This window comes from Pseudomonadota bacterium (genome assembly GCA_039033415.1).
Lineage (GTDB): Bacteria > Pseudomonadota > Gammaproteobacteria > Xanthomonadales > SZUA-38 > JANQOZ01.
This window is the reverse complement of the sequence record JBCCCR010000057.1, coordinates 1-12,523: the sequence shown is the minus strand read 5'-3', so window position 1 is coordinate 12,523 and position 12,523 is coordinate 1. Positions and strand designations below refer to the sequence as shown.

Here is a 12,523-nt window from a genome sequence, read left to right as displayed (position 1 = left end):
GGTTATTGGGGGTCGCTGTTGCCGGGGTTGCTTTTCCCCCGACCCCCGCCTTGGGCTTTCCCCTCGGTGAGGGCGGCTACTCTGTGGGGGGCGGGTGCGCCGGGGTGGGTTACTCCCCCCCCCCGCCCGGGGGCTCCCCCGCCTGGCCCGGGGGGACCCGCTGGGGGGGGGGGTGCCCCCCTCCCCCCCCCCGGGGCCGCAGCGGCGGCTGACGCAAGCTCAGTAGAGCACCCGCGACCGAAGCGTGCCCTCGATGGACTTGAGACGGACCAGCAGGTCTTTGACGTCGGTAGTCTCGATATCCATCACCACGTAGCCCACGTTGTTGTGGGTCTGCAGGTACTGAGCGGCGACGTTCACATTGCCCTCGGCAAACACCTTGTTGACCTGCCGCAGGACGCCGGGCTCGTTGCGGTGAATGTGCATGATCCGGTGACGACCGCTGTGGTCGGGCAGCGTGACCTCCGGGAAATTCACTGCGGAGAGCGTGCTGCCGTTATCGCTGTAGCGCACCAGCTTGCTCGACACCTCCTCGGCGATGTTGATCTGGGCCTCGGCCGTGCTGCCGCCGATGTGTGGCGTCAATATGACGTTGTCGAATTTCTGCAGCGGCGACTCAAACGGCTGATCGTTGCCTTTGGGCTCGGTGGGAAACACGTCGATAGCGGCCCCCAAAACATGGCCGGTCTCAAGCGCTTCGGCGAGCGAGTCGATGTCGACGACGTTGCCGCGAGAGGCGTTGAGCAGCCAGCTGCCGGGCTTCATCGCGTCGATGGCTGCGGCGTCCATCAAGTTTTCGGTTTGCGGGGTCTGCGGCACGTGTAGCGAGACCACGTCAGCAGCGCCGAGGGCATCATGCAGCGAAGAGGCCGCCGCGGCGTTGCCCAGCGGCAGCTTGGTGACAATGTCGTGGAAGATCACCTTCATCCCGAGACCTTCAGCGAGCACGCCTAGCTGCGTGCCAATATGGCCGTAGCCGATGATCGCCAGCGTCTTGCCGCGCACCTCGAAGGAGTTTTCCGCGCTTTTGGCCCACTCGCCCCGGTGGGCAGCGGCGTTGCGCTGAGGGATGCCGCGAACGAGCATGATCATTTCCGCGAGGACCAGCTCCGCCACGCTGCGGGTGTTGGAAAAGGGGGCGTTGAACACCGGGATACCGAGTTCGCAGGCGGCGCCGAGGTCGACCTGATTGGTGCCAATGCAGAAGCAGCCCACGGCGTTCAGGCGCGGGGCGGCCGCCAGGACCTCTGCGGTGAGCTGGGTGCGCGAGCGAATTCCCAGGAAGTGCACATCGGCCAGCAGCTCAGTCAGGGCTTCGCCGCTGCGCGAACTCTTCACGGCCTGTACGTTGTGATAGCCATTCGCATTGAATATTTCGACCGCACGAGGGTGGATGCCTTCCAGCAGCGCAATACGGATACGATCTTTGGGGAGCGATAACGAACTCAAGGGAACTTCCTGTTAGCATGCGCTGCGAAGAACCCGCAGCTTAAGCCGATTATTTTGACCCACTGTCCATGACCCTTCAACAAACAATTCTTCAAACTCTGGAGCAGGCCGTCCCGGATCTTCGGGTGTCAGCTGAGCCGGCTGATCTGACCAGCTACGGCCAGGACTGGACGCGCTTTGCCGAGCCCGCACCGTCCGCGGTGGTGTTTCCCGCGAGCACCGAAGAGGTCGCGGCGATCGTTAAGCTCGCCATCGAGCAGCGGTGGGCCCTGGTGCCCTCCGGTGGACGGACGGGGCTCAGCGGCGGGGCGGTGGCGGCAAACGGTGAGCTGGTGATCTCACTAGATCGGATGAACCGGATTGGGGCGCTCGACCGGGCTGATCAGATGGTCAGCGTGGGTGCCGGCGTAGTGACCGAGAACCTGCAGAACTTTGCGGCGGACCACGGGCTGTTCTACCCGGTGGATTTTGCCGCAAAAGGCTCCAGCCACATCGGCGGCAACATCGCGACCAACGCGGGCGGCGTGAAGGTGCTTCGTTACGGCAATACGCGCAACTGGGTGGCCGGGCTGACGGTGGTCACGGGCACCGGTGAGGTGCTGGAGCTGAACGACGGGCTCATCAAAAACGCTACCGGCTACGACCTGCGTCACCTGTTTATCGGCAGCGAAGGGACGCTGGGAATCATTACGGAGGCCATCATTCGGCTGTCCACGCCGCCTGCGAACCAATCGGTGATGGTGCTGGGCGTGCCGGATATGCCTCGGATCATGGATCTGTTTGCTCGCGCTCAGGTGGCGCTGAAACTCTCAGCTTTTGAGTTTTTCTCTGACCTGGCGCTCGACAAGGTGCTGGCCCACGGCGGCAGCGCACCGCTGGACTCCCGCTGCCCGTTTTACGCGCTGATGGAGTTCGACCACGAGGGTGAAGCGGACGAAGCCAACGCGCTTGGGCTGTTTGAGCAGGCGCTGGAGGAAGAGCTGTGCACCGACGGGGTGTTGTCGCAGAGTGACGGCCAGGCCGCCGCGCTTTGGTCGCTGCGGGAGAACATCTCCGAACGCATTGCGCCCTATACGCCTTATAAAAACGACATCTCGGTGCGCATCGGGCGCGTGCCCGAGCTGCTGACCCGGCTCGATGCGGTGGTGGCTGAGCGCTACCCCGACTTTGAGGTGGTCTGGTACGGCCACATCGGCGACGGGAACCTGCATCTCAACATCCTGAAGCCCCAGGACTTGGCGCCGGAGGCCTTCAAGGCGGCGTGTGAGTCAGTGAATGAACAGGTGTTTGCGGTGGTGAGCGATCTGGGAGGTTCTATCAGCGCTGAGCACGGCGTCGGACTGCTGAAGAGGCCCTACCTCTCCCATAGCCGCAGCGATGCCGAGCAGGGCATGCTGAGAGGGGTCAAAGCCGTGTTTGACCCCCACAACATCATGAATCCGGGCAAGACGATTTAATCGTCTTCGCCATGCCAGTAGCCGAAGGAGAAATCGCCGGGGCCGGCGGCCGGCGTTTCCAGCTCCACGTCCATCGTGGCACCGTGGCGCACCAGCGTCATGTTGATGCTCTCCTGTTCGTCAAAGCGCGTCAGGATCCGCATCGCCTCGCCCGGCGTGGTCACCGGTGTACCATCCACCTGGGTAATCACGTCACCGCCCTTGAGGTCGGCCGAGGCAAGCCCCGAGCTGATCACCAGGACGCCCTCGTCCACACCAAAATACTCGCCCAGGGACTCGTTAAGCTCAGCCAGCTTCAGCGATGACCAGCCCATGGCCAGATTCCAGACCACCGGACCGTTGTTCTGGCCGGGGAAGTTGTCGGCAAACTGTCGCCAGCGGCCGTCGTTGAGCTGAACCGCCCAGTCGCGCCGCTTTTCGGCCCACTCCTTCAGCGCCTCGGTATCGATCTGAAGGTTGTTTTCACCAAAGTCGAAGGCAAAGTCGCCGCTGCCCAAGTAGCCCACCGACGGGCGCTGGCCGTTGCCGCTGAAGTTGAAGCTCAAGGACGGCGAGGTGAGCTCCGCTTCCACCACGGCATTTTTCTCCTCGCCGTCGCGGCGGTAGGTGAAGCGATACCGATCGCCTTCCTCCATATCGTCGAGCAGGTCGTAAGCCAGCTCAACGCCGCCGCGACCAGTTAAGTCTTCGTCGTTGAGCGTCAGCAGGACGTCGTCGGCCTCCAGCCCGGCCTTGTCGGCCGCGCCGTCGGGCGTCACGCCTGCCAGCTTCACGCCCCGACCACGGTCCTCGCTGCGCAGGACAACGCCGATCATGGGGCGTTCGCCGCGAGAGACGAAAAGACTGTTACCGCCTCCCTGGGAGTTGAAGATGTTTGGCGGCTGCGGCGCGCGAGGCATGGCCCGCCGGTCCGCAACCGACAGCTCGTTCAGGCGTCGCTGCAGATCGCTGAGTTCCCGGCGCGTTTCCGCCAGCTGGTCGCGCAAATCGCGCAGCTCCTCGCGGTCGGCCTGGGCGGCCGCCTCGGGCGCTGCGAAGGCCGACACCAAACCGAGGGTGATGGAGAGGGTCAGTGACCGGGTTGCGGTTGAGGTCATCATAGTCGTGTCCTTAGAGTTGAACGCTGACCGCAGCGGCGGCCAGTGGCGGTTGAAGGGTGATCACGGGGTCGAGCCCCGGGTCGCGGTCGGCATCGAGCGACAGCGCGTTGGCGCTGGCGACGTGGACCGCAACGAGGTCGTTGAGTCGGGCGGTGCGCGCCTGCCACAGCAGCAGCGATTCATCGGGCTGGGTGGTCTGGGCCAAGGCAAAATCGATCAACGCCATTTCCTCCTGGAGCAGATTGACGGCGGCTGCCCGATGGCCGTGCAGTACGGTGCTCTTGGGCTGAAGGGCACGCAGCTGGCGTTCGAGCTGCTGGGAATACTCGATCCAGTCGTCCAGCGCGCGGACGGTTTCGGAATCGGTGCTGACCATCGCTGGGCCAGCCGCGTCAGTCATCGGATCGGCGTCCAGCTGCGGGCCGGAGCGCATCGTCCAAACCAGACCGATGGCCAGTATCGCGGCGGCTGCGGCTGCCAGCAAAGGCCAGTGCGGCGCTGCCGGCGGGATTCCGGCCCGAGTGCCGGCTAGCACCGCCGGCAGGACGTCCCGCTGGGGCGTCAGAAGCGGCAGTTCGCGGAGCCTTAGGTTGTCGGGTTGCTGAGACATGGCTGTTCCTGTGGTGTATCTGCCAGCCAGCCGCGCATCTGCTGGTGCGCGCGACTGACCTGGGTTTTCGAAAAGCTGACCGTTCGACCAAACAGTTCAGCGATCTCCTTGTGGCTGTAGCCCTCAACGTCGTAAAGCCAGACCACCGCGCGGGTGTCGGGCGCAAGCCTGGCGAAGGCGGCATTGAGGTCCATCTGCGGCGCGGCTGATGGTGTGGTGCCCACCAGATTGCGGGCGGCATCCAACGCTACCAGCAGGGGCCCTCGGCGCTGCTTCCGGAGCCTGGTAAGAGCCTGGTTGACGGCGATCTTCTTAAGCCAGGCCCAAAAATGGTCGCCCCGAAACTGCTCAACCTTGGCGAACGCCAGCACGAAGGTGTCCTGCAGCACGTCAAGCGCATCAGCCTCGTTTTGGCAGATGCGTTGGGCCAGCGTGTAGACCTGCCGCTCGTAGCGACGAAAAATCTCGGTGCTGGCTTTTTCGCAGCCCTTGGCGATGGCCGCCAGGGTTTGAGAATCAGGGTTTTCGTTCACCAGGTGTCCAGTCACTGGAGGATTTGACTGGTTAGATGTCGGCAAACCACTAAAGGTCGCAGCGGGAACTGATTTTTTTGCGCCCGAGGTGGTGACGCGCTACGCATTGCCGCGCTGAGCGCGGTCAGGCGGGCAGCTGGCGCTGCTCCAGGGGGGTGGTGGCCTCAAAGGTACGGCGGATCTCGGCTAGCGTACGATCGGGCACTTCCAGCAGCCGGCCGATGCGGCTGATCAGGTTCTCCTCCAGGGTGTGGAGCTCGCCGTCGGCCCAGGCGACTCGCCACAGGTCTTCGATGAGGCGGTGTTTCTGGGCCTCGCCGAAGTACTCTTTGATCAAGCTGGTGTAGATCTGAAGCGACACCGCGCACTCGGACTCAGCTTCGGCAATCGCCATGAGCTCTCGGGTCTCGTCGGCGTTGAGGTCGAAGGCGCGCCGAATGGCCCGGGCGATAGACTCCCGCTCTTCCACCATCACCTTGAAATCTGCCCGGCACATCTCCAGCAGCAGCGCGCCGGTGGCGAGACGGAGCTGGTGCTCTATCTCTTCCGGCACAACGGAGCTGGGCGCCAAAGCGGCGCGAATTCTGTCCCAGATGCTCAAGCGGCGTTCCTCTTCCCGATCGGCCACGTGACTACGCTAAGCGTCGTAATTTACTACAAACGCCGATCTAGCGGCAAAGAGCCTACCTGATATCGGGATTAATTACTGTCGAGTAACTTGTATTTTCGGAGGTAACCGCGGAGCTGATCGTAGCTCAATCCCAGGTACTCCGCGGCCTTGCGCTGATTGAACTGACACTTCTCCAGTGCGTCCCGCAGCAGCCCAATTTCGAAGTCCTTGACGGTTTCCTTAAGGTCCAGGGGGCCGGACAGCTCAGCGCCCGGCGCGGCGCCGGCGGCTGGTTCGTCGTTGCCGCCGGGCCTGAAGGGAGACTCGAAAGGGTCGAACTGAATCTGATCGATGGGTTCCTCGGACGGACCCCAGCGATATACGGCGCGTTCGACAACGTTTTTCAGCTCACGGACATTGCCTGGCCAGCGGTAGTCCATGAGGTCTTTGAGGGCATCCGCACTAAAACCCGGAAACAAGTCGTACTGGAGCTCGGCAGCCATCCGTCGCGCAAAGTGCTCCGCTAGCGGGACGATGTCTTCTCCGCGATGGCGCAGGGCGGGGAGGGTGATGACGTCGAACGCCAGGCGATCGAGGAGGTCGGCTCGAAATTCGCCTTTGGCGGCCAGCATGGGCAGATCCACGTTGGTGGCGCCGACGATACGAGTGTTCACCGAGATGACCTGGTTGCCGCCGAGACGTTCGAACTCCCCGTATTCAATGACCCGCAGGATCTTTTCCTGAATGGCCGAGGAGATGTTCGCCAGCTCATCCAGAAACAGGGTGCCTTTGTCGGCCAACTCGAAGCGCCCAACCCGTCGCTTCTGAGCGCCGGTGAAGGAGCCTGCCTCGTGGCCAAACAGCTCGCTCTCAAGAACGGTGTCGGCCAGCGCCGCGCAGTTGAGCTTGACGAAGTTTTCGTCCCAGCGGCGGGACAGAAAGTGGATTCGGGCAGCGATGAGCTCTTTGCCGGTACCGCGCTCACCAATCACCAGCACCGGCCGGTTCAGCGGCGCAACGCTGGAGACCTGCTCCAGCATCTCCAGGAAGGCCGGGGATTCGCCGACGAGGGGATTGTCTTCGCTGGAGGACGAACGCTGACGTTCGGAATCGCTATCCATGCGCGTAATTTTACGGGCTTTGCGCTGGAAAAGGCGACCGCGATCCAGATAAGCTGCGCCGACCTCACAGGGGCAAGTTCTTTGGCGAAAGCGCGAATGACCTACGTATGCACCGAATGTGGTGCGACAGCGAGCAAGTGGAGCGGGCAGTGCGGCAACTGCAACGCCTGGAACACGCTGGAGGAGATGGTGCCGACGGCGGCGGGCAGCCGGCGTGGTGGCTACGCGGCGGCCGGCGGCGCGGACGTGGTGAATCTCAACGAAGTGCAGCCCACCGAAGCCCAGCCGCGGGTTGCTACCAAAAACAGCGAGCTGGATCGGGTCCTGGGCGGCGGGTTGATTCCAGGCTCGGTGGTGCTGCTCGGCGGTGATCCGGGCATCGGCAAATCCACGCTCTTGCTGCAGATGGCGGCGGCGCTCTCCGATACGCTCAAGGTGCTGTACGTCAGCGGCGAAGAATCGGCCCAGCAAATTGCGCTGCGAGGCCAGCGCCTGGGGTTAGGCCTCGATACGATCCGCTGCCTCACCGAAACCTGCGTTGAACGGATCTTGGATCAGGCAACTCGCGAGCAGCCTCGCCTGATGGTGGTGGACTCGATCCAGACCCTTCATACGGAGCTACTGCAGTCCGCGCCCGGAGCCGTTGCCCAGGTCCGGGAAAGTGCGGCCGCCCTCGTGCGTTACGCAAAAAGCAAAGGGGTCTGCGTATTCCTGGTTGGTCACGTCACCAAAGAGGGTGGCATCGCCGGGCCGCGCGTGCTGGAGCACATGGTGGACACGGTGCTGTATTTCGAAGGGGAGGGCAGCAGCCGTTACCGCGTAGTGCGGTCGCTCAAGAACCGCTACGGCGCAGCAAACGAACTGGGTGTCTTCGCGATGACCGATCGAGGCCTCAAGCCTGTCACCAATCCCTCGGCGTTGTTCCTCAGTGGTCACCCGGGCCAGGCACCCGGCAGCATCATCGCCGTTTCCTGGGAAGGCAGCCGGCCGCTGCTGATGGAACTGCAGGCGCTGGTGACGGAAAGCCACACGAGCCAACCCAAACGCCTCGCCGTGGGACTAGACGGCCAACGACTGATCATGCAGCTGGCAGTGCTGCAACGCATTCAGGGCCTCACGCTGGGCGACCAGGACGTATTCGTGAACGCCGTGGGCGGCCTTCGCGTATCAGAAACCGCAGCGGACTTGCCGCTGCTTTTAGCGATTCACTCTTCTTACGTTGACCGGAACCCAGAGAGACACATGGTGGCCTTCGGCGAAGTAGGGCTCTCCGGCGAGATCCGCCCGGTGCCGTTCGGCCAGGAGCGACTGAACGAAGCGGCCAAACAAGGCTTCAAGCTAGCGCTTGTGCCCAAAGAAAACCTGCCCAGAAAGGGGGCAGATTTTGGCGCTTTGAAGGTTCGAGGGATTACACACTTGCGGGAGGCGTTTGAGTGAGGTTGCTCGAAATCTCCGTGATAAAAAACGTTAGAAATCAACGATCAAGAAAATAAACTTCTAGCGTTTTCCCCATAATTTCCAACTATCTCATGCCCCCACTTCGCTCGACCGCCGCCAACTCATTGAATAACCGAGCGAATTCAGTTCAACTAGAGGTCAATGCTGTCATACAGCGAACTTAGTCCCACTACTTGTAGTTAGATGGTCATGCAAAGGTATCGCGCATTTCTGAGAATAATCGGCGGGATGGTGTTGATTACCACCATCCCGTCATATTCGGTGGCGCTCTGGGGCATAGAGATCATCCAGAATGCCTCGGTTCCCGCCACTCAAATCCAAATGTGGCTGCTCGGAGCAGGTCAGGTTTTTTGGTGGTTGGTCACACTTGCGGCGGGGTTTTGCCTTGTGCTGCCGAACCTACTTGGGAAGTGGCTTCTTTTGAGCTCTCTTGTGATGAGCTCTACTGGAGCAGTTTCGTTCGTCTCTTGGGTGCCCGGTATCGGGCTTTTGGTGCAATCCGGAGTGTCGTGGTTGGGAGCATATCTCGCGCTTATGTTGCTCAACGGCGTCATAGTAGTTTGTAGTTTCGTATTGAGCCGAAAAGGCAATGTGAGATGGCACAAACAAAAACCACTGGCGCCTGGAACCGTCGGAGTGCATCTTGGGGGCTAGCTATGTACGTGCTTTTGCCATCTAACAAATGCTTGCAGCTGACCGGCTGCGCCGGCAGCTGAAGCTAGTCGTTAGCAGCATTTCTTCTGATCTCTCGAATTCGTTTTTTAGCTTCGCTCCGGCAGGTCTCGCGCAGCAGCGCAGGATGTCAGCTTCGATATTGCCGCCACGAAATCTGGGGCACGCTTCGTTAAGCCCCGTCTTCGTTCCAGCTTCGTTCAAAAACGTAGTGAACGGCATTTCCAATGGCATTGTTCTGTCAGAGTCCGCGTTGCGTTCATGCATCTGCGGCTTCGAGGTGTTTCCGCGCAAACACGGTTGGCGTATCGTGTGGAGTAGAAATCCCGACTCCGCTTGAGAAGGAGTGCCAGTTGTTAGATCGCGCTGCTAACAAGACGTTGGAGCTGACCGTGGAAAGTCCACGCGCGCTTCGCGCTCAGGCTTTCGTGCGCGGCAGCTCAACTTAATCGTTAGCTCTCAATTCATGAAGTTTCTTAATTCTCTGTCGCTTATAGTTTCGACGTTGCTCGCGATAGGTCTTGCTTTGTCACTATTTCATGATGTGCATCCCATCATTGGTGCATTGGTGCTGCTTCCGCTTCTCATGATGTTGGTGGCATTCATGTTTGCGGGAGACCGAATAGCGGAGCTTATTATGGTTGTGGATATTGCGGGCCCTGTGCAACAGGAGGGCGAATCTCAACGGAGGTTTCAGCTGCGCCTAGCGTTTTGGTGGGCCATAGCGGGCGCTACACTTCCTGCTTCTATTCTTCTGCTGGATTACTCGACGAGGAATGGTCATATTCTAGGTTCCGGCGAAGCGATTCTTGCGTTGCCACTGCCGGTTTTCGGAGTGTCCTGCCTGCTCATGGCTTTGAAGAGTTTGTTCAAAGCATTTTGGGGTAAAAGTAATGAGAGCTAACCAAGCGTTGCAGCTGACCGGCTTCGCCGGCAGCTGAACGCAATCGTTATTGCGATGAATCTGGAAAGCACAGAGCTAGCTAGAAAGAGACAGGAATTGCCTATCGGTCCTGAGGTTCCGTTTGTATTGGGGCGCTTGGGCTATGGGTTAGCGGGCGTTTCATTTCTTCTAAGGCACGAGAGTGGTTCCGGGCCGGTTTGGCTAGGCCTGATGCTTATCTGTTTCGCTGCCACGAGCGCGGAGTTGTCAGGCCGCGGCTCCATTGAAGAGTGGGGCTTGGTCGAGCGAGTGGCCACATCAGTATTTGGGCTTCTCTGTATGTGGTTCTCATTGGGAATTCTGTTTTTATGGTGAAGTGCCCGCACAATAACAAAAGGCTGCAGCTGACCGGCTGCGCCGGCAGCTGAGCCTAGTCGTTAGAGGTCAGATGACAAAAGCCGCAGTTTTCGTTCTAGTAATTTTGGTGGCTGGCTGTGGCAGCCCAGAAATCGACCAATCAGCCAAAGCTCTTGGCGAGGCACTGATCGACGCTTCGGTCAGCGGTGAAGCCATGAGCCTAGCCAACTCTACTTCGTTCCCAGCGTTTGTTAGGTTTGGGACAAGTTTTGCCCAGAAGCTTGCGTCAATGCGTCCGTTACTGTCCTCGGGCTGCTCTGTCGAGATGATTCCGAAGGCTGCTGCAATCGGTAGCTTCTGGGATACGCACCACCTGTATTTCGTCTGTTCAAATAAGCGAGTTTTGGGAATACGATTGAGGTATAGCAGTCGCTTGGAGAAGTTTCATGTCCGTGGCTACTGGACACCGCGTAGCCTCTAACAATAAGCTGCAGCTGACCAGCTTCGCTGGCAGCTGAGCCTAGTCGTTAGCTTTATGAAGGAACTCTGTTCGGTTTTTATAATCCTGCTTTTCGCAAGTTGCGTCATGCATAATCCAGGTCCGGATCCGCAGCAGGTTTTTTCGATTGATGCCTCGAAGCACAGCGAAGCGCAAATTCTTGCTGCCCTAAATCGGCTAATTGGCACCTTGAGGAAACCATTGGATCTATCGAGGGGGCGTGATGATGCAACCACGATATATTGGTATTCCAACAGTGGATCTTCGGAGTATGGCGTTTCTCTCATGCGATTGGCGAAAGGAAACATGTGGGATGAAGATCGCTATTTCGTAGATGTTTATACTAAGGAAGAACCTTGCGCGCTCTGCGGCTCCGTTTCAGGATTGCTATCTGACAGTGGAATCGATTTCGTTGCCGAATGTGATCTTAAACAACAGACATCCTCGCTCTTCGAATCAAGATGTAATCGCCCGTGATTCAAAAGGCTTGGCATTCAGCACTGCGTATTTCCCACGCTTTTTGGCGGCAAACAAAGCTAACAAGAGGCTGCAGCTGACCGGCTTCGCCGGCAGCTGAGCCTAGTCGTTAGGTGAATTGGTTTGGGAGAAGACTTTGAGCAGCGGTGGGCGAAAAAAGAAGCCGAACTAGGTTTGTATTCCGAAATGGTCGTGATCGACGGGGTGGTGTTGCCTAAGGAAGCCGCGCCATGTCTTTCGTTTGAAGCTCGAGAAAACCGAAAAGTTTACGAAGTCTTCGGCATTCCGGAGCAATGGTCCAAATCTGAGCGGGCTCGACTAGATGAATTTTTTATAATAGGTATTGATGGCTGCGGGAATCCGATCTGTGTTCGCGAAGGTGATGGCGTCATCGTCATGCTGGATCACGAAGACAAATTTCAGACAGAGCAGTTCGTCAATACCGGGATTAATCACCTTGCAGAGTGCCTCTTAGCCTACTTGGGAGAAACAAGCGAATCGCAATTTAAAATGCGCGTGCGAAAAATAGATCGAGATGCAATGAATAATGGAAGCTTTTGGCAGCTCGAAGCTACTGCAATTGAGTACACCTAACAAATGCATGCAGCTGACCGCCAAAACGCTTCGCGTTTCGTCGGCAGCTGATGCTTAGCGTTAGGCGAAGACGTGGATCTAGATACACTTACGCTCAAGTTTTCCCAAACGGAAAGCCCGGTGGCGAGTCGTCTCTCGGAGGCGCTGCAGGGTTGGAAATCCGACGATTCTTCCGTTGCAGACCTTGCAAAAAGGATCGAGCAGCTGATTGAAATTGGATCGGTTGAGAAAACGAAAAGCCAAGCGGAACTTGCACAGCTATGGTCTAGCTTCCGCCGCGAGGTCGTTGACGGCATAGGCGGCATGACAATGAATGAAAGGCTATATTTGTTTGGCCTTCTGTCTCACTATGATGCCTGTCAAACACAAAATGACCGGATGCGTCTCTACGGTAAATTAAATGCTTCTCCGTAGTCTCCGATCGACTATGACGCCTAACAAAAGGTTTATGGACTCCTCTGGCAACCGCTAGCTTTCTACTCCCGTTGATGAGGGTTGCGGGATGAGCAGCGACAGGTACCTTGCAAACGTTTATCCGGCCTCTGTGTTGAAGGGCTTGCCTTCGGGCCAAAATGAATTCCGCGCCGACCGGGCCTACCGCTGCAACGAGCTGGAAGCTCAAATTTGTTATCGGCCTTGAGGTCGGCACGGGGTACCCGTGATGTCATGTCAGGATCTCATCGCACTGGTGTGATGGGTGTTG

The 12,523-nt window shown here is 59.1% G+C and carries 11 protein-coding genes; 5 read left to right on the top strand and 6 right to left on the bottom strand.

Features of this window, described 5'->3' with window-relative positions; genetic code table 11:
- Positions 1–219: 219 nt before the first annotated feature.
- Positions 220–1,449 (bottom strand): phosphoglycerate dehydrogenase, encoded by a 1,230-nt coding sequence (gene serA, locus AAF358_26440; protein ID MEM7709115.1) that lies wholly within the window; start codon positions 1,447–1,449, stop codon positions 220–222.
- A 68-nt stretch (positions 1,450–1,517) separates the two neighbouring features.
- Between serA and AAF358_26435 the strand changes: the two genes are divergently transcribed.
- Positions 1,518–2,906, top strand: a complete 1,389-nt coding sequence (locus AAF358_26435; GenBank protein MEM7709114.1) for an FAD-binding oxidoreductase — start codon at positions 1,518–1,520, stop codon at positions 2,904–2,906.
- Here the strand turns inward: AAF358_26435 and AAF358_26430 are convergent.
- The 5 genes from AAF358_26430 to pspF all read right to left on the bottom strand — a co-directional run bounded on the left by AAF358_26430 (position 2,903) and on the right by pspF (position 6,880).
- Positions 2,903–4,006: a PDZ domain-containing protein gene (locus AAF358_26430; GenBank protein MEM7709113.1), complete on the bottom strand. Its 1,104-nt coding sequence runs from the start codon at positions 4,004–4,006 to the stop codon at positions 2,903–2,905. The two genes, AAF358_26435 and AAF358_26430, sit on opposite strands and share 4 nt — an antisense overlap.
- 10 nt (positions 4,007–4,016) lie before the next feature.
- On the bottom strand, positions 4,017–4,616 hold the full coding sequence (locus tag AAF358_26425; protein MEM7709112.1) for a hypothetical protein: 600 nt from the start codon (positions 4,614–4,616) through the stop codon (positions 4,017–4,019).
- The gene (locus AAF358_26420; protein ID MEM7709111.1) at positions 4,592–5,149 is read right to left on the bottom strand and encodes a sigma-70 family RNA polymerase sigma factor; all 558 of its coding nucleotides are present in this window, start codon (positions 5,147–5,149) and stop codon (positions 4,592–4,594) included. Before AAF358_26420 ends, AAF358_26425 begins: the two co-directional genes overlap by 25 nt.
- A 124-nt stretch (positions 5,150–5,273) precedes the next feature.
- Positions 5,274–5,750 (bottom strand): TerB family tellurite resistance protein, encoded by a 477-nt coding sequence (locus AAF358_26415; GenBank protein ID MEM7709110.1) that lies wholly within the window; start codon positions 5,748–5,750, stop codon positions 5,274–5,276.
- A 98-nt stretch (positions 5,751–5,848) separates the two neighbouring features.
- On the bottom strand, positions 5,849–6,880 hold the full coding sequence (gene pspF, locus AAF358_26410) for a phage shock protein operon transcriptional activator (GenBank protein MEM7709109.1): 1,032 nt from the start codon (positions 6,878–6,880) through the stop codon (positions 5,849–5,851).
- A gap of 81 nt (positions 6,881–6,961) precedes the next feature.
- On the opposite strand from pspF, the gene radA reads away from it, so the two are divergent.
- The 4 genes from radA (at position 6,962) to AAF358_26390 (ending at position 12,234) form a co-directional block, all read left to right on the top strand.
- On the top strand, positions 6,962–8,317 hold the full coding sequence (radA, locus tag AAF358_26405) for a DNA repair protein RadA (GenBank protein MEM7709108.1): 1,356 nt from the start codon (positions 6,962–6,964) through the stop codon (positions 8,315–8,317).
- 1,159 nt (positions 8,318–9,476) lie between these two features.
- Positions 9,477–9,914 carry a hypothetical protein gene (locus tag AAF358_26400; GenBank protein MEM7709107.1) on the top strand — a complete coding sequence of 146 codons (438 nt, stop codon included), beginning with the start codon at positions 9,477–9,479 and terminating at the stop codon, positions 9,912–9,914.
- A gap of 1,435 nt (positions 9,915–11,349) precedes the next feature.
- A complete protein-coding gene (locus AAF358_26395) occupies positions 11,350–11,820 on the top strand; it encodes an SUKH-4 family immunity protein (protein MEM7709106.1) in 471 nt (156 codons plus the stop codon).
- A gap of 72 nt (positions 11,821–11,892) precedes the next feature.
- Positions 11,893–12,234, top strand: coding sequence for a hypothetical protein (locus AAF358_26390; GenBank protein ID MEM7709105.1), 342 nt, complete (start codon positions 11,893–11,895; stop codon positions 12,232–12,234).
- Positions 12,235–12,523 lie beyond the last annotated feature (289 nt).

What these genes read in the sequence shown, in the direction of transcription:
- pspF (MEM7709109.1), bottom strand. Translation starts at nt 6,880, where the DNA reads ATGGATAGCGATTCCGAACGTCAGCGTTCGTCCTCCAGCGAAGACAAT.
- AAF358_26400 (MEM7709107.1), top strand. Translation starts at nt 9,477, where the DNA reads ATGAAGTTTCTTAATTCTCTGTCGCTTATAGTTTCGACGTTGCTCGCG.
- AAF358_26430 (MEM7709113.1), bottom strand. Translation starts at nt 4,006, where the DNA reads ATGATGACCTCAACCGCAACCCGGTCACTGACCCTCTCCATCACCCTC.
- AAF358_26425 (MEM7709112.1), bottom strand. Translation starts at nt 4,616, where the DNA reads ATGTCTCAGCAACCCGACAACCTAAGGCTCCGCGAACTGCCGCTTCTG.
- AAF358_26435 (MEM7709114.1), top strand. Translation starts at nt 1,518, where the DNA reads ATGACCCTTCAACAAACAATTCTTCAAACTCTGGAGCAGGCCGTCCCG.